Source organism: Leifsonia sp. GW821-FHT13C09, from assembly GCF_058806435.1.
Genome location: NZ_JBXAPS010000002.1, coordinates 629,360 through 649,861 on the forward strand (window position 1 = coordinate 629,360; position 20,502 = coordinate 649,861).

Below are 20,502 nucleotides of genomic sequence, written 5' to 3' on the forward strand. Positions count from 1 at the left end.
GTGGACCAGGAGCAGCTGGACCGCCGGATCGAGCGGATCGGCCGGATACCGTTCCGTGCGAAGTTCCACCTCCGGCCGATCGAGCGCGAGTATCTCGCATCCCGTGGCATGGACACGATCCGGCAGCACGCCCGGGACTTCGTCGACACGCGGCTCGCCCCGGCCTTCCCGGCGAAGGACGGCAAGCAGACGCCGTGGGGCGGCCACCCCGTCTTCCGGGCTCAGCATGCCACCGCGACCTGCTGCCGCACCTGCCTGCAGATCAACCACGGGATCCCGAAGGGGCACCAGCTGACTCCCCGCGAGCGTGACTACGTCGTGGACGTGATCTGCCGCTGGATCGAGATCGAGTCGCAGAACGGCTCGCCGCCGAGATCGTGACGGGTGGAGGACACGACGTACTTCGCGACCTGGTTGAGGTAGGCGCTGATGCCCGTCTCGAGCATGATGCGCCGGCCCGTCAACACCCGGGATCGACTTCGGACACCGTTGCTCGGCGCGTCGGAGTTGCGGACTGCGTCGACGGGTATCAAAGGGCTACCCCTTCCCTCTGTGTCAGTCCGGGCGTGTGAATTCGGCGGTCACCGAAGCCGCGGGGGTGTCGCGCGGTGCGCCGAAGAGACGAAAATGGCGCGCAAGAACGGCTGCGGTGCCCTCGGGCCGCGCCTTCTCTTCCGGGCACTCAGCGAAGATCTCGAAGGAACCGCCAGTCTCCGTCTGCGCGGTCGCCCAGTCGAAGACCTCGATGAAGTCGCGCGCATCCGTGATGCGCCATTCATCCACTGCCCAGGCGTTGCCCTCTGCGGGCGGTGCCGCCCACACACTCACCCAGTAGACCGTTGGCCCAGGTACAGGAGCTGGGACATCGCCCGTGGTCACGAACGTGGCTTGCATGACCGAGAGCGTAGCGGGACTGCCAGGCGGATCGTTGGCCGCGACCGGCCACCCGTGTCCCAACCGGTCGGGTTCGACGTGACCGGCGTCGGGTCGAAGGAACCACAGTCACAATTGTCGGCCGCGCGAATAGATTGTCCCGATTTGCCGGCTTTTTGCCCTGTCCGCCAGGAGATTGTCCTCGAACACCGCCAATTAGATTGTCTGCCCGCGTCGCCGTTCGTTTGGCGAAGGCGACGCCGTAGACCCCGGCCAATGAACCACCGCCACGCGGCCGGGACTAGGCCTCCGTTGCTTCCCAACCCGCGGCACGACGCAGGTTGAGGCCCGATACCTCAGCGTAAGGGGTCACGTAGCCCCCTCTCTCAGCCTCGATCGCGAAAACATCAGAAATCTGCACGATGTTAGGGTTGCTCAGGTCCTGGCATCCCACTGCGAAGAAGCCGATTCCGGGCGCACGTTGTTCTAACCGAACTTCGAACACGGCCTGTCGTTGATCGCCAGCTTCCCCCGAGAGTTCCGTAGGGGCAGGCATCTCCCAGTCTCCGGGTGGCGAGAACGCTGGGCCAAGCACCTCAGCAAATTCCTCGAGCGAATCACCCACGATTGCGCTCGCCTCTTGATCGAGGGAGCTAACGAACTCGTCGTAGATGAGCCTAGCGAGCAAGTCACCGGTGATGAGTTCAACTGAGATCGTCGGGTCGACAGCGAAGGTCACGGTTGTGTGCGTGCGCACCGCCGACGCCTTCATGCCGAACTTCCCGAATCCTTCGAAGCCTGCGTTGAAATCGAGCACAGGTTCGACATCTCGTTCAACCTGCCCGATTGAGGCCGAGAAGATCGGTGGCGACACATGGGTAGGGTCGTCTGCATCGGTATAAAAGAGGAACGCGCGCGCGATACGCGTCGGGGCCGGCACGCTGAAAGGATCGCGCGTCCAGTAATCAGCGGGCCGAATTGGAGTCGGCTCCGTGTTCTGTGCCCATTTCCCAGTCTCGGTCCATCTGGCTGATTTGCCGAAAAAGCCGAGACAGAGCTGGAACCAACTCTGATAGGCCGGAACGATCGTGATCACGTCCGGCGGGTTTCCGGTCCCGCTCCATCGAGCACGGACCTGAGTGGCGGGGCTGAATTTGCCGCCGACAAACGATTGTCCATTGACGACGCTGCGCGAGTATTCGCTGTACCAATCGAGCACCGAGTCCACCGTGTCTCCCCTCCGACGTCAGAAAACTATTGGGCGGCTGCGGCGAACGGCAAGTGCCAGGCACCGCCGTTGCGTTCACGTCTCCGCCGTGGAACCGCGGGCGCTACGGTGATGCCATCGATGCTCTCTGGCCCGCATTGCTCACAGGTACGGTCATCGGCGCAGCCGTCACAGGGCTATTTACGCTCCTGAAGCCACTCGTCGACCACGGGGTCAGCGTTCTTCAGCGGCGCTCGACGCAGAAGGATGAGCGCCGGGCGGTCGTTGAGGGAGTCGTTGATCGACTTCGCAAGCTGCGGATAGACCACGTGCAGGCCATTCGCGAAGACCGTGCAATCTCTTACGACCTCGTACTGGAGGCAGCCGACTCGGCGCTCCTGATCAATGATCGTGGTTTCGCCAAGTACCTCTCGCGTGACATCGAGAACACGTCGGGCTACTGGGTGTTGAGCCAGTGGTATGAGCACGAGGGTTATGGCGACGGCACCAAGACCGCGTCGGAGGCCGCCCAGCGACAGCGCTGGGAGCACCTCAAGACGCTGGTAGAGCGCGCATCCGAGTTCACGGTAACTGGCAAGTGGGACAGGAATTGGGGGCAGGAGGCCCGGGAACTCGCGAACAGCATGGACGAGGCCGAGGCCGCGATCTACGGTTGACGCGTCAGTGGCGCCGAACCCTAAGGCTCACTCAGGCTTTGACCTCTTCGAGGTGCTCATGGCCGCCGTCGGCGTCCCGCTTGGCATTTGTGCGGCTCGGCCAATGCTGCCCATGAGTTGCGCGATCTGGATCGGTTCACCTCCCGTCCGTTAGATAGATGCAGCTCCAGCAGAGGCCCTTGAACCGGGGTTGAGCCGTTACACGTTGCTGCCATGTTTGGCACTAGCCTCATCAGGTTGTGTCGAAAGCTAGGAGGAATCGTTGGACCAGACCTGGTTGATGAATCTATGGTCGGGGATCTTCGGTGCCGTGGTAGGTGCAGTTGTGTCGGTAGCGATCTTGATTCTCACCAATCGCTATACCCGAAAGGTTGCAAGCGAACAGGCAGAACAGGATCGGGCGAGGTTCGATGAGGCACAACTAGCGGCACGTCGCAACTTTGAAGAGCAGCTAAGGGCGGATCAGGGTAGGTTCGACGCCGAGCGGGCCGAGAGTCGCGATCAACTTGAGGTTCAACGGAGCTTTGAACGCGACCTCGCTCGTGAGACTCGGGAGATCGAAGCAATTGCGGACCTCGTAACCTTCCTTCAGAGCGAACTTTTCGAGACTCCAACGTCGCTTTCCCATCTTCCGCGCGTTATGGCTTTGACGAACTTGTTGACGCTGAACTCGTCGAGTTCTGTCGCAAGCGAATGGGACAAGTTCAGACCTCCAAGGCCCTTTCCTGTTCGGATCCGACGTCATCCATTGGCTCGGGCGCTGGTCGCTTGGACTTCCGCCGTTGAGCTCGTCCGGAAGTTTCCAGCCCCTCAGGGCACGGGCGACCGCGGAGGTGTTTCCCCTGCCGTCATCCTCGCGGGAGCTGAAGACGCAAGTTCTCAAATCCGAGACTCAGTGGCTGAGGTGGTGTCCGAGTTGCTCCGTTGGCCGGATTTGGCTCATGAGGAAAAGGTGAAGGCCTTTGATGGCATCATCATGTCCGCCACATCTGCGGCGCGACGGGCTCGTTTCGCCGTCAACTTCTTGTTGGGCGCTGCAGATTGGCGAGAGGAACCGATGGCGTTTGTAGTCAACCAGCCTGAGCTTCTCGGTCTCTACGAAGCGACGCGTGAACTGCGGATCATGTACGAAGGCGGTTGGTTCAGGAAGGTAAGGGAGACCTGGCACGCACACTTTGACGGCGTGCACCGTCACGAATTCGACGGTCAGAGTGCTTTGGCTCTGGTAGAGGATGCCAGTGGTTGGAAGGTCGTGCGACTTGGAGGGCCGTCACCCCGACAACTTTGGCGACGCGAGATCGATGCCGATGACGGCGCTCGCGTATGGCGCCAGAAGCTTGCGGAAATTGGAGACAATCCGTTGGGAGATCAGATGATGGGGTCTGGCATCACCCTTTAGCCGGCCGACTATGGAAGGGATGTCATCATCGCTGCTGACGTGTGGAGAGTGAACCGGTGTCGCTGGTCTGTGAGACCATCCCGCCGTGGAAGATGAACCCCAGCCCATCCTGCGCACCGTTCCCGATCCCACGGGTGGCAAGCTGGTCGTCGCTTGGGATGGATACTCCTGCGTCCGCTGCGGTGCGGACCGCGATGTCTTTAGCCGGAGCCCGTATTGCTCCGAATACTGCAAGAGCTACGCGAAGGACGTCCGTTATCTGAGGCGGAAGATCAAGACCGGCGACATCGCCCGGCCGGACGTCCAGGAGGCAGTCAACCTCCGGCTCGCGCACCTCGTCGCTGGGGGTTATGACAGCGACGCCCGACGACTCTCGCCCGAGGTCCGAGCTGAAGTGCTCTCTTTCGACGGAGGCCGGTGCCAAAGCTGCAAGGTTGCACCCGCAACCGAAGTCGATCACATCGCGGGACCCAACGGAGACCGCACGAATCTTCAGGGCCTCTGCGCGCCTTGCCATCACGCGAAGACCGCCGAGAGCTTCCAGCCGATGACCGAGGCAGACAAGGTGGTGCGCGATGAGTTTCTCTCGTTCGTGTTCCATGACGAGCCTCTTGTCGATGCCTACGACGAGGAACACTGGGATAGGGACCTTCGGCTCCAGTACTCGCGGTTGGCTCGGCAGCTCGCAGTGGAAGCTCACGAGGATCTAGATGCCTATGACTATGGAGACGGTGGAACCGGCACGGAGGATGATTTCGAGCACGGGCTCTACTTGCAAACCCTGGCAGAGCGCGACGACTGACTGTAGGTCATATTTTTCGGTGACAGATCGACACCGCCATCGACCGTGCGGAGCCTCGCCGCAGAAGAGCTCGCCCAGACCCACCCGAACGGTCTTGATAAAGTTATCGACCACCACAGGGGTCGATAACTTTATCAAGTCAAGTGGCACCGCCGTTGCGTTCGCATCTCCTCCGATTTGAGGCCGCGGAACCCCGGGTTGCAGAATCGACAACTGGGCGTCGGCGAGTACTGACGTCAATCGTCGAAGTACGTTCGTGCGACGACAGCGGCATCGGGTCCGATGGATGCTTCGAGTTCGGCGTCCGACATGCTGTGCAGGCTCGACTCGAGGCCGGCGAGGGCGGTGCGAACCTCCTGCGCGTCGAATGCGAACACGCGGACGTTCCAATCGTTGTCCTTCTCGATGAGGTGGAACGGGCTCGGCGCGGGGCTTGCGAGGGTGGCGGATTCGTCCCAGAGGTCGCGTGAGCCGTTGAACGGCTTGGGAAGATCGCTGCCGAATAAGCCGCAGTCGCGGGCGGCGTTGCTGAGAACGTGCACAACAGCGCCCTCAGCGCTTGTACCTGCTGGGATCGGGATTTGATCGCCGTTCTTCCACGCCATGCGGACATTGTCAAGCACGACCGTCTCGACCTCGGAACGGGCGTCTATGAAGTCGTATGGAGGCGTCATGCGTGCATCGAACGCCTGTGCCAGTGCGGTCAAGCTGGGCACGATCACGATGTTTTCAATCTCCGGCATGCGCGTCTCTCCATCAGCGGCGAAGGGGGTCATCCGGGCTCCAGCGCGATAACTGCTGCCCGCGTTGAGCGTATCGGGCATCTATTGATCGCCAGGGGTCTGCAGGTATGTGTGTTCCGCGTCCAGGGTGCGTGGGCGTCGCAGCGTCGGCGCGAATGACTTCCAGGTCCACGAAAGGTCGTCGAGTCTCAGGTATCCGAAGTTCCTTGGGTCACCGTCGGCGCCCAGCGAATACACTCGGCGCCCGTCTGCCAGGGTCACCTCGTCGGGAATGTGCATGTGTCCGTGAAACAGGACGGGAGGTCGGATCGCGGCCCACAGTTGAGTAACCCGGCTGCGGGAGGACGATGAGTACGCGAGCGCCTCGGCGCTCCAGCCATGCGGGTTTGAGCGGAGGACACGCTGAACGGCCGGCGTCCCACCATCAATGGTCTCGTGGGTGATTAGCACATCGACAGGACCCTCAGCCGAGGCTTGCGACACATCGTCGTCGGTCGGGATTTCGGACAGCCACCAATCCACCCCGGGCTGACGGAATTCGAAGTCGACTGACGCGGCGCCGCCGAACGAGAGGAACGTTCGAGGGCCGATCTGAAAGCGGTGCCCTCGCGGCAACGCCCAGACCGATTCGCTGAGTTGAGTCGGTCGATCCGGCGACGCGGTGAAATGCGAGTCCAACTGTCCCCAGTCATCGTGGTTGCCGGGCGTGAGCAAAATGCGCTGCACCCCTGCGGAAGCGCATGCTTCATCAACAAGCTCGAGATAGCGGGCGCCTCGGCTTCCGGGCCAGATACCAAAATCTCCGGCGTGCAAAATCGTGCGAACATCGGGGGCTTCGAGCCCCAGTCCCTTAATGACGGACTGCATCCATGGTGTGTTACCGTGCCAATCGCCGGCCACAGCGACACGAGCTTCCTCTTGACCATTGACGTGCACCGGTTGCCCCCTTTTTCGAGGATCCTGACTTTAGCGGGGGCAGCCGACATGGCGTTCGTTGTCGGTGGCAACCGACAGGCTCGTTGGTATGTCAGCAGGAACCGGTTCGCCGAGCCCACAGCACCCAGTCCTCGTCGTCTTGGACGTCGATGGTGTGCTCAACCGCATTCCCGCAGACGACGAGCCTCCCGCGCGCGCGGCCTGGATCACACGACGAAATGGGGACGGGTACTGGATCGACAGCGACCCCGACGTTCACCTGGACGCTCTGGGGAACCCGCCCTACGTATGGGCCGACGACGACGCCGTCGCAGAAGCTCTCCTCTTCCGGCCCGCTTTCGCCGATAGCTCGGGCCAAGGCGGCCAGCCGCGTCTGCTTATCGATACCGACCGTCACCAAGGACTGACGATGACGGAGGTTGACGCCATCCGGGAGTTCATCGACAAGCACACGACACCGACCCCAACCCGCTAAGCGGACCGCCGGATGCCCACGACCGCAATGGCAGCGGCCTTCTGTCTCAGCGGTGACATCGCCGGACATGCGGCGGTCGCGGTCCATCCGGATCGACCCTAGGGGCGCCGTAAGCCCCGAAGAAGCGGGGCAGCGTGCACCTGGTCAGTCACCGCCGCGGCGATCGACTCCCAGACCTCCTCCCACGTCGCACGCACCCAGAGCCCCTCGGCGTAGTCCTGGAGGGCGCGCTCGGTCGGGAGGTCGGTGTCGCGGTCCGTGATGGCGCCCTTAAAGCGCGACATCGGCCGGACACTGTCCGCCTCCAGCCCAAGCCAGACGAACCGGACATCTGGTGAAGTGAGGTCAGGATGGACGCAGCCGTAGGGGTAGCAGATGATCTGATTCGAATAGGAGGCGTGCTTCGGATCGGCGCAGTACTTCGAGCTCCCGTTGACGGTTGCGCTGAACTTGGCTTCGATGGCGATTATCGGCTTCCTGCCCGGTTTGTCGGTGTCGACGACGACGAGGTCTACTTCGCGGGGGTTTTCGCCGCCGGTGTCCTGCCGGAACTCCCGGCCGGAGATCACGCGAAACGACGGCTGATATTCGACGCCTGCACGTGCGCAGACTAAACGCACGAAGGCGGCCTCAGCCATACCGTCGAGGAACGACAGCAACTGCGTGGCGTGTGGCTCCGCGACGCGCTCGACGCCGAGCAGCCGCTGCTCGAGCTCATGGACCTGCCTGGCAGAGAGCTGATCGTACAGGGCGCCGTGCAGGATCCCCTCCTTGTGCAAGTCCGCCACCGTCGGCGCCAGCTCGGTCCAGTCGATCGTTTCGAAGGTTGAAGTCACGCTCCGATCCTCACGGCAGCCGCGCGTGGACCGCGACCCCAGAACGGGGAGCGCGACCGGCCGGCGGCCCACGCGCTCAGTCGAGGACGGTCGTCTCTCCAAGGATCTGCGCCGGTCCCCCTGGAAGCGGAGCACACCAGGAGTGGGAAACTTAAGCGCCCGTCAGCTCCTGCAAGAAGGCAGTCAAGGCGTCCTTGGGGTTGTCTTCGTCCGACACGACTAGTTCGATGCCCCAACTTGAGAGAACTTCTTGTGCAACCGGGTTCGGGCGAGATGTGAAGACGTAGGACTTCGGCCGCGCGGCCGGTAGAACCGAGTCATCCCACATCTTCGAGAGGCGATAGAACAGCAGCCTTATGTTGATGTCGCGGAGGCTGTAGCCGATGAAGAGCACCGAGTTGCCGAGAACGTCATTTCGCAACTTGATATCGAGAGGCGAATCGAAGTTCAGCCGTTCGAAATAGCTGGTCTCGCTAAGAACGATCGACTTATCGTCTTCGAAATCTCCGTGAAGCTTGATGATCTGGCGACCCGCCTCGGATGCTGAGACGAGATCGGATACCTTGGCAACTTTTGAATAGGCAACGTTGAAGGTGTCGTGAGCGTACTCCAGCCATCGGTCGTAATTTGTGGTGTAGATGCGGTGGAAGTTGCCTGTTGCTATCAGGCGGTGGACGTCGGACGTTGAGACATCGATGTCCGATCTGTGCCACTCCCGGTCCATCCAGCTACGAAGCGCCCCGATGCTGCCCTTCTTTCGGGTATAGAACTCGGCTAGCGCCAGGGCGTCGCCGTAGGTAGCGAACACCTCCGGGTCGTATTCGAGTTCCTCCGCAATGTGATCGATCAGGGCCTGCCAAGTGGGCAGTCCGAGATTGGCAGAAACTCCTGCCCCCGCGAATAGCATCAATTTTCCGGCCTTGTATGCCTCTGATAGCTCAGCAATCATCGCTGGCTTCCCTCCTCGGACAGGTGCTGGATGAATTTGTCCAGCGCTTTACGACGCATTGAGATTTCGTCTTTTACGGCCCCGAGCTCCGCGAAGGTTTTGTCATATCCGCTTGGGACAAACACGCAATCCCACTGAAACTCGGATGGACCGGCGGGAGCGGTCGCCACTGTTCCATCAATTGATCCTTCGAATTGGTGGATCCGCTTGCCGTCGCAGTATGCGATCACCGTCTTCGCCGTCACCGCCCGATCTTCTAGCCCGTCGGCGAGCGAGACGAATCGCTCTGCCTTCAAGTTGTCCCAGAAGATCTGCGTGAGCCCGGCCGGTAAGTCACCAAGGTCCTTCAGATACAGTCCGGTGTGCTCGACAAAGAGTGGGCGACCGATCATCTCGAATGCCTTGATCAGTTTGTCGTGAACCAGCCGCTTAACGTCCTCGGTCTGCAGTTCCTCGATCTTCTCCTCGATGGGAACAACATCGATGCCCGTCAGGATCCGTTTCACCTCGGCTATCTTGTGGGGGTTGTTCGACAGGAACCTGATTTTCATCAATCACCTTTCGTGAACGAGTAGCGCCTCGCGAGCGCGTATTGCTGAGACAGTGCTCCTGTCGATAGACCTTCACGAGTCGCTTCGATATGGTCTTCGGCCAGACCGCGATCGTGGATCCCCGGGTTGTCAGAACAGATGACGAAAGGGGTCCCACGCCGTTCAAACTCGACGAGTGGATGCGCCTCATCGAGGCTCAGGGCGCCTGTAAGTCGATTGCTTATCGGGCACACTTCGACGCAGACGTCCCTCTCGGCTAGCAAGTCCATCAACTCTGGGTCCCGGCCAGCCGCCGAACCGTGGCCGATCCGATCAGCGCGAAACTCCTCGACGGCGGTCCGTATGTTCTCGCCGCGGCCCGTTTCGCCAGCGTGTATGGTCACGCCCAGCCCGTAACTTTCTTTTGCCTGCCGGAACAAGGCCGGCAACTCGGGCGGATATCCGATCTCCTCGTCGCCAGCAAGGTCGATTCCCACGACGTCTTCGGGCTCGCCCAGATCGCGGTAGGCCCGGAGCAACAACGCTAGGTCCGCAGCGGCTCGATCACCGCGGGTCACGGTCAAAATGAGTCCGCGCCGGACCGCATGTTTCGCGGCAGCCATCTGGGTTGACTCAATCAGAGCTGCCAACGCGTCCACCGTCGAGCAATTCTGCAGACCCGCCAGGTATAGGACGCTGCTACGAAGCTCTACAACTCGAACCGCATTGTTTGCAAAACTCGCGAAGGTCGCAAGCGTGAGGCGATCAAGGTTCTCTCTCTTGCGCGGAAGGAGCCGCAGCACCCGCCATGGCTCCAAGTACGCACTCAACGATGGCGACGGCGTGCGCCGTGCGAGGTCCCGATCAATCGAGAACCCCTCGGGTAGCGCCGTCGCCTCGTCGTAAAGAATTTCCCTGAGCGTTGACACCGGCACGGCACCATTGAGGTGCACATGCAAGTCCGCGCGCCCACATGAAATTTCGGGCACGGCGTCGTCTGGACGGCTAGTCGGGATCTCGTACGCATCGCGGTAAGGCACCTCGTCGACAGGCCGCACATCGTCCACCGCGTAGTCGTGACTCACCCGCGCAGTCCTTCTCCCAATAGTGCCCTGTTGATCGACCCCGCTAGGCGTCCCCGATGACATAACGATACGGATTGAAGAAGCCCTCGGTGGTCGCTTTGGCTTAGGTAACCGAATTGGGCGGTTTGGGGCGAGCTCCTGCGTTCGGGGCGCGCCGGCATGGCGCGCGAGCTGGTCTTGCCGAGCTATGTCGGGCGGGTGCGGAAAGATCTACCGAGTGGAGACCTTTAAGCGGACGCCGTTGCAGTTGTTCAACCTGCCTCAGCACTTTCTGATCCCGTTGTTCCAGCGTCCTTATGTCTGGAGAGAGGATGAGCAGTGGGCACCTCTCTGGAAGGATATCCGCCGCATCACGGAGCTCAGGATTGCCGACCCTGGTTCCAGTGCCACGCACTTCTTGGGCGCTGTGGTCCTGCAGTCGCACGAGGCGCAGAGCAGCCGGTTGACCACATGGAACGTCATCGACGGTCAGCAACGCCTGACGACGCTGCAGATTTTGGCGGACGCGACGTGCGCTGTCCTAACGGAGGCGGGCGAGGTGCGACTGGCCGGTCAGCTCGAGCGGCTTACCCAAAATGACGAGATCTACGTCGAGGAAGGCGACAGTCGACTGAAGGTTCGCCACCTGAATAAGGACCGCTCCGCGTTCGACGAGGTGATGTATGCCGAGCCACCGGTCGACCATTCCGACCTGGTCCATTCCGATTCTCAGATCGTCGGGGCGCACGGCTACTTCTCGACTGTCGTGGCGCAGTGGCTGGGCCCGGCCGGGTCAAGCGGCTACATGCTAAAAGCTAAGGAGCTGACTGCAGTCCTTCTCGATGGTCTTCAGCTCGTTTCCATTGAGCTCGAGGCGACGGAGAATTCCCAGGAGATCTTCGAGACCCTCAACGCGCGCGGAACCCCGCTGACCGCCTCAGATCTGGTGCGCAACTTTGTGTTCCAGCGTCTTGAAGCCGAGGGCGGAGATACGGCGAAGGCGTACCGAGAGGATTGGCCGTTCGAGACCAAGTTCTGGATGAAGGACGTGAGCGTTGGGCGCAACTTTGTCAGCCGCAGCTCGCTGTTTATCAACCAGTGGCTTACTGCCCGAACGGGAGAGGAGGTTAGCCCTCAGTCGACGTTCACTCGGTTCAAGTCATACGTCGAGCTGGAATGCGACCTGTTGATGGCAGATCTGCTCCCTGAGATCAAGCTCCAGGCGCAGCGGTACGAGTCATGGACCGAAGCGGCGAACCACCCGAGTGGGAGCCTAAGTGCAACCGAGATGGCGGTCTATCGGATGCAGGCGGGAGGCGTCGAGGTCCTCAAACCGCTACTCATCTGGCTCCATGAGCCAGGCAGGGACGTTCCCGAAGAATCTATTCAACGGATCATTAGCGCCGCGGAGAGCTGGGTAGTGCGCCGGCAACTCCTTCGCCTCTCAGGCAGCGACCTCGGCCGCATCATCGCTGATGTCATCGCGGCCAACAGCGCGGTACCAAAGAGCGATCTAATCGAGCGTGTCATTGGTCACCTCGCGCGGCTGAACGTTACGAGTACTTATTGGCCGGGAGACGAAGAAGTCCGGCGAACTTTGACCACAGAGGCCGCGTACACGCGCTATCCGCGAGGCCGGCTGCGCATGATTCTCGAAGCCGCAGAGGACCATTACCGCGCTGAGACCAGGCAACCGCAGATCGAGCGCAAGGGCTACCCGATCGAGCACCTCCTTCCTCGAAGCTGGAAGGAGACTTGGCCCGTATCGTCCCCCGATGAGGCCGAAGCCCGGCAGGAACACGTCAATCGCCTCGGGAATTTGACGCTCCTGACCAACGCCCTCAATTCAAAGGTTTCCAACGGCCCCTGGCGGGCAAAGCGATCCGCGTTGCAGGACCACAACACGATCACCCTCACTGGACGTGTCATCAAGCGCACTGAGCAGCACGACTGGGACGAGCAGCTCATCGATGAGCGAACCCAAGATTTGATCGACGTTTTGCTCAGCGTCTGGCCGGTCCCCGAGGGTCACCATGGAAAGGTGGTCGATCCGCAGACCAAGGCCGGTGACTGGGTCGAGTTGAAGCACCTAATGGAAGCTGGCCTTCTCAGCGCAGGCGACAAGCTCCTGGCGACGCACCGCGACTACAAGGGCAAAGAAGCGACCGTGACAGGTGACGGCGCCATCGAGCTAGACGGCAAGCGCTACACATCACCATCCGCCGCCGGCCGCGCCCTGCGGCAACGCGCGACAAACGGCTGGTACTTCTGGGCGGTGGCGGACGGCCGCAGACTTCGAGACGTGCGGACAGAGTTTCAGAACTCCATGCCAGCCGATGAGGAGCTGATCGTCCCAGCCGGATAGCTCGCGAACCGCTGAACTTTGCAATCCTCGCAACTCGTCGGCCATCCCGCCTCGGGGGTCATCCGCCGTCGTGCCTTGTGGTCCGCGGCCTTCAGCGGCCAGGACGGACGAGCAACCAGGCACGCCGCCACCCATCGTTTGGCGGCCCGTTGTGGACCGTACAAATCGACGTCACGCGACGAGCAGCGGCGCGGCCACTACGGTGATGGCATGGATGCTCTCTGGCCCGCGTTGCTCACCGGTACTGTCATCGGTGCAGCCATCACAGGGCTGTTCACGCTGCTGAAGCCGCTCGTCGACCACGGGGTCAGCGTTCTTCAGCGGCGCTCGAAGCAGAAGGATGAGCGCCGAGCGGTCGTTGAGGGTGTCGTTGATCGACTTCGCAAGCTGCGGATAGACCACGCGCAGGCCGTTCGCGAAAACCGTCCAATCTCATACGACCTCGTGCTGGAGGCAGCCGATTCGGCGCTGCTGATCGACGATCGTGCTTTCGCCAAGTACCTTTCGCGTGACATCGAGAACACCTCGGGCTACGAGGTGTTGAGTCAGTGGTATGAGCAGGAGGGTGACGGCGACGGCACCAAGACGGCGTCGGAGGCCGCCCGAGATCAGCGCTGGGAGCACCTCAGGACGTTGGTGGAGCGCGCATCCGAGTTCGCAGTAACGGGCAAGTGGGACAAGAACTGGGGGTTGGCGGCCCAGGAGCTCGCAAAGAGTATGGACGATGCTGAGGCCGCGATCTACGGTTGACGCGTCAGTCGCGCTGCCCCTACGGCTCACACCGGCTTTGACCTTTTCGAGGTGCTCGTGGCCGGGGACGGCGATCCCCCCTCGCCATTGCTGTACCCCTGGCGGACCTCACTGTCGCGCACCTTGCCTTCCGGGTGAACAATCCGAGTATGGGCTGCGTCAGCGCTTACGAATCCGCTAAGGGTCGCCGATACCGCGCCCGTTGGCGAGACGACGCCGGCCGCCAGCACGAGAGACGGGGATTTCCGACGATGCGGGAGGCCAAACAGTACGTCATCAGCGCCGAAGCCTGGTTATCTGGCCGGTCGATAGGCCTTCCAGAAGAAGCACGAATAACGATTCTCGAGCTGGCAACAGACTGGCTGGCCAACAAGGAGCAGGCTCTCAAGCCGTCGAGTTTCGTGCCGATCCAAACCGCTTGGCGGGTCTATGTTGCCCCGCGCTGGGCTGCCACTTCAATCGGCGAGGTTAGGCCCTCCGCCGTAGAGAACTGGATCCGCGAGTTGGGCCAGGGCGTGGCCGTAAATGATCGAGTGCGCAACAGCTATGCGGGACAGCCCCGGTCGGCGAGCGTCGTGTTTCGCAGTGTTGGGGTCCTCGCCGGCATCCTTGACGTTGCCGTTCGTGATGGCCGGATCAGATCGAATCCTGCCCGGGCCGTCACCAATATGCCACGACGAGACGTCATCGTGCGGCGACCATACCTCACGGATGAACAAGTGTTTCGATTTGCGCGCTGTGCTCGAGACGATCAGCGCAGCACTCTCATCCTGACGCTCGCATACACGGGCATCCGGTGGGGCGAAGCTGTTGCACTTACCGTGGGTGACATTGACTTTTCTGGCCGCCGTTTGAGGATCAGCCAGGCGGCCACGGAGGTTAGCGGACAGATCCTGATAGGCACGCCGAAAAGCTGGCAAGCGCGCTCAGTGCCGTTCCCTGCATTCCTCGGCCCTCGGCTCGAAGAACTAGCCGCAAAAAAGGACCCCGCAGACCTCGTCTTCCCGAACTCGACGGGCGGATTCCTGCATCGCCCGGACACCGCTCAGAGTCGACAGTCTTGGTGGTTGAGGGCTTTGAATGAGGCTGGGGTTGGTCATGTAACACCGCATGCGCTGAAGCACACCGCGGCCAGTTTGGCTGTCAGCGCCGGCGCCAACGTGAAGGCGCTTCAAAGAATGCTTGGCCATAAGTCGGCCGCGATGACGCTCGATACATACGCCGACTTGTTCGAAGAGGACCTCAGCGACGTAGCGAATCGCTTGAACGAACGAGCTCTCGCTCATCTTGGACGCGATTGGCTCGGCGGCGATGCGTAGGCCCACCGCGGGTGTAGCTGACGCCATTTTCGGCCGGATTAGGGGCACTCACCGCTCACGTAAAGCCGTCATTCGTCACCGAAATCGAATAGTGCCACCTGGTCCGGGGAAGAACGCTTTCTGCGCGCCCGAGGACCTATTGAAGTAGCCTCCGATACGGGCGTCGCGTCGTCGCCCCGCGACACGGTGACCTCGAAGTCTGTGACTCCCATCTCCTCGAGGAGTCGCAAGGCATGGGTCAACACCGCATCTGACCCCATCTGGCCATGGGGCGCCGTCTCCGTCGAGCCCAACTGGGGCATCTCCGCCTTCGTGTACACCGGAGCGAGACGAAGTTCATCTCTCCACCATGCGAGTATCGACTGCTCGAGCGAGTAGGCGACATCTCCGGTGGGAACCTCTATCCGCCACATCTCTTCCCACCTGTAACGGCGGTGCTCGTCGAGCCGTTTGCCGGTACGAGCCGCTATTCCAACCTTCACGGCACGAACATCGGCCACGAGGTACAACACCGCGGGACCTGCAAAGGGAAAGGAAGAGAAGCAATAGCGGCAGACGCCCTTTCCTACGCGAACATTCGAGAGCGTCGGCGAGACTTCCCGGCCGCATCTGTGAAGCGACCGCCACGGCCTCGCACTTCCCAGATACGGTTCCAACGGTGTCAGGTCGTGGGCCAACATGACCGCGCGAGCTTCAGGCTCCGGCATGATTAGTCGCCGGCTCGCCTCCTCCCAAGCACACGGATTGCAGCCTCCCTGCCCGCGCTTGATATTCGTAAATGTCGGGGACACGACCCTGCCGCATGGGACATGCGTGCACTTCCATGGCGAGTCCACTCCAGGAAATTCCTCGAGTGGCTCGAGTCCGGCCGAGCGCATAAGTTCTGCGGCGACCTCATGGTTCTTCCGCAATGCGCGGTGAGTAGCTTCTTGTCCGCAGTGAACGCATGCTCCCTGGCCCTCCGCGAGGTTCCCCAACCGTGGGCTGACCGTCCGTCCGCACACCTTGTGACGCGCCGGCCACGGAACGGTGGATGAGCCAGGAAAGGGAATGAGAGGCTCCAATCCTTTCGACTCCATCAGTGCACTCGCCGACTCTGCCGTCCACACTCGGTAACCGAGAGCCCGCAGCGAGCACGGCTGGCATCCGCCTCTACCGTTCCTACTGGCGCGCACGGAGTTGAGCGACGGGGATCTCTCGTCACCGCATTCGAGATGCGTGCTTCGCCAGGGCTTATGTGCACCAGGGTAAGGTTCGAGCGGTTCAAACCCAGCGGCGCGCATGGTCGCCACCGCCGAGTCTTCTAAGCCGGCACGGCGAGCGGTGCCTCTCGCAACGGCTGCGCAGTGCGCGCAGCAGGAACCACTTCGGCGGATGGTGTTCAAGTTCGGTTTCACATGGCGGCCACACGCCTCATGGATCGATGACCACGGCTTAGCGACACCAGGAAAAGGGACGAGTGGGACTCCGCCCGCGGCACGCAGAATCCGCTCGGCCTCTGATGCGTCGAAGAACTTCGCCATTCCTACACCCCCGGGGAGGAGGCTATCCGGGGCGGCCGACATTTGCGAAGGGCACCCGACCGTCGGTCGTAAGCGGCACAGAAGCTTGTCCCGAAGCTTGCTGGACCAATCGGGCGAAACCGGGCGGTGGCCTCAATGCGCACTGATGTCAGTTGCCACTCATAGGCTCAATCTGTGGGGCGGAACAAAGCGAAGAAGCCGAAGAAGGCAAGATCGAATACACTGAGCAGCCTCGACAGGCTGGTTCGGACGTATAAAGCCGATGATCTCTGGGACTTGATTGTCGCGGCTGGCGCGTCCCCGAATTTGCGACACCGCTGGGCTTCAGTAGGAGCCGTGGCGCACGCCAGCATCAAAGCCGATTGGGCGGGATCGGGAGCCGCCGTCGGTACGGACGCGCTTGAGCCGCTCCTCAAGGGGGCGGTGGATGTCTTTCCGGACCTTGCATGGAACGAAGATTTCGTTGCCGCCGATCCACGCTTAGACGTCCGACTGCGAATAGGCAACTCACTACGGCGCCTTTTCCCTGGATGCATCGAGCGCCCCGTCGCAGATATCGATCGCGCGACCCTCACCTCGCGCGCGATCGATGAGTTCGTCGTTGCCGTTCACGGATTCGGTATCCAGGATGTCGTGGACGTCATCACCGCCCACGTCGATGCGTCGTTGGGGGTCCTCGCGCCCGCCTGGCCAGCGTCCGTCTCTCAAGATGATGACGAACCCACGGAAACGCTCCATGAAGCGGAATTGATCACTTCCCGGGAACTCCTGGCTGCTGAAGCTACTGACGTCGATACTCAGGGCCGCCAACTCGCGCTCGAATGGCTGACAAAGGATGCGTCCGCGGTGACTTTCGATCCGACGCATCCAATGAGCGCTTTCGGTAGATGTGCTCGGGTGCGGCGCGGCTCCGATTTCCGCTGGCTACCTTTGGCTTTCTTGCCTGAAGTGCTCAGCTATGCGGTCGGCGAGCTGGCTGCCTCTGTCGCGAATCTGCCTGGGGCCCGTCTTCGATTTGCTCAGGAGTCGGCGGCGGCGGCCCGCAACTACCTATGGAGGTTCTCGTCGTCGGTCTTGGGTCCAAATGACCTGAGCGACGGGCCTACAGTGTCACCGCGCAACGTGGTGCAGTGGATCGCGCCCGTCGCCCGGGATGTGGCCGTAGCCGTCCAGATGCTTTCCCAGCTGGGTGACCTGGTCGGTCTCCGCGAGGAACCGATAGTCAAGCAGATCGCCGACGCGAGCCCGTCACCCACGCAGCTCTCCGTCCCGATGGCGTACCGCGGCATACGCGTTCCAGCGGGAACCGAGGTAGTCCCGCTTCTAATTGCCTCGTCGCCGCACCACATCACCTCCAGCCCAGGAGGACATGGGCTGGCTTCCATGTCACTCGACGACCTGCGCTGGATCGCGCAAACCGCTGATGACGACCTCGACCTTGCGCACTTTTGCAAGGATTTGGCGAACCCGACGGGCCCGCAACTATTTGGGTGGGAGGTCATCGACCGCTGGGAAGCCTGGCGGAGCGGGGGCAAGACATTCTTCGCTGGCGGCGCTAGCCCGTCAATGATCGCTTTCGCCCCGCACAGTGGGGAGGCCGAGTGGCAACTCGCGGCGACACATAGCGACGTCGAGGCAGCCCTCGCCACACTTCAACTACCCATAGCGCACGACGCTGCACTCGTAGAACGATCGGGGACCGACGCACCCACGGTCGCCGCCTGGAGGACCCCGGCAGCCGACGGCAAACCGGGGATCAGTGAGACGGCCCGGGAGGTCGACGTCTGGACGCTGCATGTCGGTCGGAGTCCCCTCGCCGTGACGTGGTCAGATCAATGGCCAGCCGATCAGTGGAAGCTCGTCATGGACATCGCCGGCGCAATCCCGTTCGGTATTGCCCAGGTCTCGTCGGAGTGGGAGACCGCGCATACCGCGGAAGCGGCGCGAGGCCACATCGTCGAGCTGGTTCCTCCGAACGCAGCGGACCAGACGACCCTGTTCTCCATCGGCACCAGCGAGCTGGACTCCGATGGCATCCAGCGTCTTTCAGTTGGCCTGGCCTTCTCAGTCCTCGAGGGCTTCGAAGGAGAAGACTCGGACCTGCGCATCCGCGAAGAGATGGCAATGCTAATCCGGGAGTTGCTTCACTCGGGTGGCGTTGCTCTATCGGATTGTGTCGCAGTGGCAGACGCGTGGCGGGCGGCCCCGCCGACGCTCACCTTCCAGATCATCAACACGATCACTCGACACAACGACCTTCGGCCCCCAGTTGATTTCAACGAGTCCCTGGGCTCGGAGATCGACCGGGTGATTGCGACGACGGTCAAGAACGCCGGGGTCGCACCTGGCATATTTACCGGCGCCGAGGCGAAGCGGCTGGATCGCGAGATCCTTTCCCGGGCGGCACTCGACGCACTTCGAGCCAAGCTCGCTTCCTACGATCGCGACGATCTCGTCCGATATGGCATGGCGCAGCTCGAAAGAGGTGCAGCCCATAGAGATGCCGCATTGCGAGGTATCCGCCAGTCGCAAAAGTCACTCTCGCTGGCGTGGGATCCGGTTACTTCGGCGAACGAGATTCAGAGCGAGGCTTTCCAGCTACGCCGCGCGAACGAAATGATCGTCGAAGCCGCCCTTCGTGAGAATCCTCAGGGTGACTCGCAGATCAACGAGATCACGTGGGCGAGCCTCCTTGCTGCGGCTAACGCGTTCGTGGAAGCCACTACGCGCAGCGAAGGAGTACACCTGCAGGTGACCCCCGTGGCGCTTGAGATCAACGACCTGTACGAGATAGCTACGATCGATGACCCCACGCCAATCGAGCCGCATGGTGGCGCCCCTTACCGCTTGAACCAACATGGTCTGAGTCTCGCAATGGCTGCGCAGCAATTCGAGTCGGACTCTGGCGAAAGTCCCGGCCTAACCATGACTGCAGAGATCGATGCCGCGATGGCGACCGCTTACGGAATCGGCGTAACGGATCTCTTTGCCGTGTTCGGCGGTCTCGCGTCATGGCCGCTGGACGGGACCACCGGCGACGTCGCCGTGGCTACCGCACCGGAGGTACTGCAGCAGGTGCTAGACCGCACCGATCTCGGAGCAGACGACGATGGGCCGCGAAGGGTGGGAGCGGCGCTGAACCTTCTAACGTCCACCACTGACTCGCTTGCGGATGGTGAATGGCAGCCCTGGCGCACGAGGCAGAGAAAGCGTCGTCTGCTGGCTCAACCCATCCCCGAACTGTCCGACGGAACCGTTGTCATTGCGCCGCACTACCTGCTCACCAGCTTGCGGGTCTACCAGGGCTACCTGTCGCAAGGCGTCTTGCCCTGGACACAGCCGCAGCCTCCGAGGGAGCTGGACCTAGCCCTCCAACGGTTTCGTGACGCCAAGAACAAGGCGCTTGAAGACGACGTCGCGACGCTCCTTGAGGATTACGGCTGGAGTGTGGAGAAGAACATTAAGGAAACAAAGGCACGACGCCTGAATCTTGAGGTGCTCTCTACTGAAATCGACGTCGTGGCGGGTAAGCCCGGGAAGAAAACCCTCCTTCTTCTCGAGGCGAAAGATCCGGCCTCCGTGCATGCCCTCTCGCAGATGCGCGATCAACTGGACGATTTCTACCTCGACCGAAAAACGAAGCCGGCTTATGCAACTCAACTCGCGCGCAAGCGAGACGATCTGGTTTCCCATGAGGCCGAAGTCGCTGCAGCACTCAACCTGCCGACCTCCGAGAAGGGGCACGTGGTCCGACCGATTTTCGTATCGCGCCACCCCATCCCGGCCGGTTACGTCGACGGCCCCTTCGACGTGCTCACGATTACCGAATTACGTCGCGCGCTTGAGGGCGACGCAATCGATTGACGGCCAAACGACTCCGCGACCGAGGGGCGATGAGCCGATCACTCCGCGCGGACGCGATGAGTCAAAGCTTGAGTCTGCTCACCGCGTTTCCATAAGGAAGCGGATGCCGGCGCGGTCAAGTCCCGTGGAGTGGTGTAACGAACATTCTTCGAGAATGAGCTTGGCTACGCAGTCAACGTGAGGGGTAGTT

At 61.7% G+C, this 20,502-nt stretch carries 18 protein-coding genes; 9 read left to right on the forward strand and 9 right to left on the reverse strand.

Annotation, left to right across the window (positions count from 1 at the left end):
- Positions 1-381: a DUF4186 domain-containing protein gene (locus AC1ROW_RS11300; RefSeq protein ID WP_493018980.1), complete on the forward strand. Its 381-nt coding sequence runs from the start codon at positions 1-3 to the stop codon at positions 379-381.
- Between the two features lie 174 nt (positions 382-555).
- Here AC1ROW_RS11300 and AC1ROW_RS11305 read toward each other — a convergent pair whose 3' ends face one another.
- Together AC1ROW_RS11305 and AC1ROW_RS11310 are read right to left on the reverse strand one after the other, a co-directional pair.
- Positions 556-894: a hypothetical protein gene (locus AC1ROW_RS11305; protein WP_493018981.1), complete on the reverse strand. Its 339-nt coding sequence runs from the start codon at positions 892-894 to the stop codon at positions 556-558.
- A 280-nt stretch (positions 895-1,174) separates the two neighbouring features.
- A complete protein-coding gene (locus AC1ROW_RS11310) occupies positions 1,175-2,101 on the reverse strand; it encodes a hypothetical protein (protein WP_493018982.1) in 927 nt (308 codons plus the stop codon).
- A 53-nt stretch (positions 2,102-2,154) separates the two neighbouring features.
- Between AC1ROW_RS11310 and AC1ROW_RS11315 the strand changes: the two genes are divergently transcribed.
- From AC1ROW_RS11315 to AC1ROW_RS11325, 3 genes are all read left to right on the forward strand, one after another.
- On the forward strand, positions 2,155-2,757 hold the full coding sequence (locus AC1ROW_RS11315) for a hypothetical protein (RefSeq protein ID WP_493018983.1): 603 nt from the start codon (positions 2,155-2,157) through the stop codon (positions 2,755-2,757).
- A 262-nt stretch (positions 2,758-3,019) separates the two neighbouring features.
- Positions 3,020-4,156, forward strand: a complete 1,137-nt coding sequence (locus AC1ROW_RS11320) for a hypothetical protein (RefSeq protein WP_493018984.1) — start codon at positions 3,020-3,022, stop codon at positions 4,154-4,156.
- A gap of 85 nt (positions 4,157-4,241) precedes the next feature.
- Positions 4,242-4,958 (forward strand): HNH endonuclease, encoded by a 717-nt coding sequence (locus tag AC1ROW_RS11325; RefSeq protein ID WP_493018985.1) that lies wholly within the window; start codon positions 4,242-4,244, stop codon positions 4,956-4,958.
- Positions 4,959-5,194: 236 nt separating this feature from the next.
- Here AC1ROW_RS11325 and AC1ROW_RS11330 read toward each other — a convergent pair whose 3' ends face one another.
- The gene (locus AC1ROW_RS11330; RefSeq protein WP_493018986.1) at positions 5,195-5,782 is read right to left on the reverse strand and encodes a hypothetical protein; all 588 of its coding nucleotides are present in this window, start codon (positions 5,780-5,782) and stop codon (positions 5,195-5,197) included.
- On the reverse strand, positions 5,783-6,637 hold the full coding sequence (locus AC1ROW_RS11335) for a metallophosphoesterase family protein (RefSeq protein WP_493018987.1): 855 nt from the start codon (positions 6,635-6,637) through the stop codon (positions 5,783-5,785). It lies immediately after the preceding gene.
- An 88-nt stretch (positions 6,638-6,725) separates the two neighbouring features.
- On the opposite strand from AC1ROW_RS11335, the gene AC1ROW_RS11340 reads away from it, so the two are divergent.
- A complete protein-coding gene (locus tag AC1ROW_RS11340; protein WP_493018988.1) occupies positions 6,726-7,112 on the forward strand; it encodes a hypothetical protein in 387 nt (128 codons plus the stop codon).
- 98 nt (positions 7,113-7,210) lie between these two features.
- Here the strand turns inward: AC1ROW_RS11340 and AC1ROW_RS11345 are convergent, their stop codons facing one another.
- The 4 genes from AC1ROW_RS11345 to AC1ROW_RS11360 form a co-directional block, all read right to left on the reverse strand.
- The gene (locus AC1ROW_RS11345; protein ID WP_493018989.1) at positions 7,211-7,948 is read right to left on the reverse strand and encodes a hypothetical protein; all 738 of its coding nucleotides are present in this window, start codon (positions 7,946-7,948) and stop codon (positions 7,211-7,213) included.
- A 151-nt stretch (positions 7,949-8,099) separates the two neighbouring features.
- The gene (locus tag AC1ROW_RS11350) at positions 8,100-8,897 is read right to left on the reverse strand and encodes an SIR2 family protein (RefSeq protein WP_493018990.1); all 798 of its coding nucleotides are present in this window, start codon (positions 8,895-8,897) and stop codon (positions 8,100-8,102) included.
- A complete protein-coding gene (locus tag AC1ROW_RS11355; RefSeq protein ID WP_493018991.1) occupies positions 8,894-9,448 on the reverse strand; it encodes a non-canonical purine NTP pyrophosphatase in 555 nt (184 codons plus the stop codon). The genes AC1ROW_RS11350 and AC1ROW_RS11355 overlap by 4 nt, the downstream gene beginning before the upstream one ends.
- On the reverse strand, positions 9,448-10,512 hold the full coding sequence (locus AC1ROW_RS11360; protein ID WP_493018992.1) for an amidohydrolase family protein: 1,065 nt from the start codon (positions 10,510-10,512) through the stop codon (positions 9,448-9,450). The genes AC1ROW_RS11355 and AC1ROW_RS11360 overlap by 1 nt, the downstream gene beginning before the upstream one ends.
- 217 nt (positions 10,513-10,729) lie before the next feature.
- Here AC1ROW_RS11360 and AC1ROW_RS11365 point away from each other — a divergent pair, with 217 nt between their 5' ends.
- The 3 genes from AC1ROW_RS11365 (at position 10,730) to AC1ROW_RS11375 (ending at position 14,925) form a co-directional block, all read left to right on the forward strand.
- Positions 10,730-12,856 carry a GmrSD restriction endonuclease domain-containing protein gene (locus AC1ROW_RS11365; RefSeq protein ID WP_493018993.1) on the forward strand — a complete coding sequence of 709 codons (2,127 nt, stop codon included), beginning with the start codon at positions 10,730-10,732 and terminating at the stop codon, positions 12,854-12,856.
- A gap of 210 nt (positions 12,857-13,066) precedes the next feature.
- Positions 13,067-13,606, forward strand: a complete 540-nt coding sequence (locus AC1ROW_RS11370; RefSeq protein WP_493018994.1) for a hypothetical protein — start codon at positions 13,067-13,069, stop codon at positions 13,604-13,606.
- Between the two features lie 251 nt (positions 13,607-13,857).
- Positions 13,858-14,925 carry a tyrosine-type recombinase/integrase gene (locus AC1ROW_RS11375; RefSeq protein ID WP_493018995.1) on the forward strand — a complete coding sequence of 356 codons (1,068 nt, stop codon included), beginning with the start codon at positions 13,858-13,860 and terminating at the stop codon, positions 14,923-14,925.
- Between the two features lie 68 nt (positions 14,926-14,993).
- On the opposite strand, the gene AC1ROW_RS11380 is transcribed toward AC1ROW_RS11375, so the two are convergent.
- On the reverse strand, positions 14,994-15,605 hold the full coding sequence (locus AC1ROW_RS11380; protein WP_493018996.1) for a hypothetical protein: 612 nt from the start codon (positions 15,603-15,605) through the stop codon (positions 14,994-14,996).
- Between the two features lie 1,179 nt (positions 15,606-16,784).
- On the opposite strand from AC1ROW_RS11380, the gene AC1ROW_RS11385 reads away from it, so the two are divergent.
- Complete coding sequence (locus AC1ROW_RS11385; protein WP_493018997.1) at positions 16,785-20,312, forward strand: hypothetical protein; 3,528 nt, start codon at positions 16,785-16,787, stop codon at positions 20,310-20,312.
- The last annotated feature ends 190 nt before the right edge of the window (positions 20,313-20,502 follow it).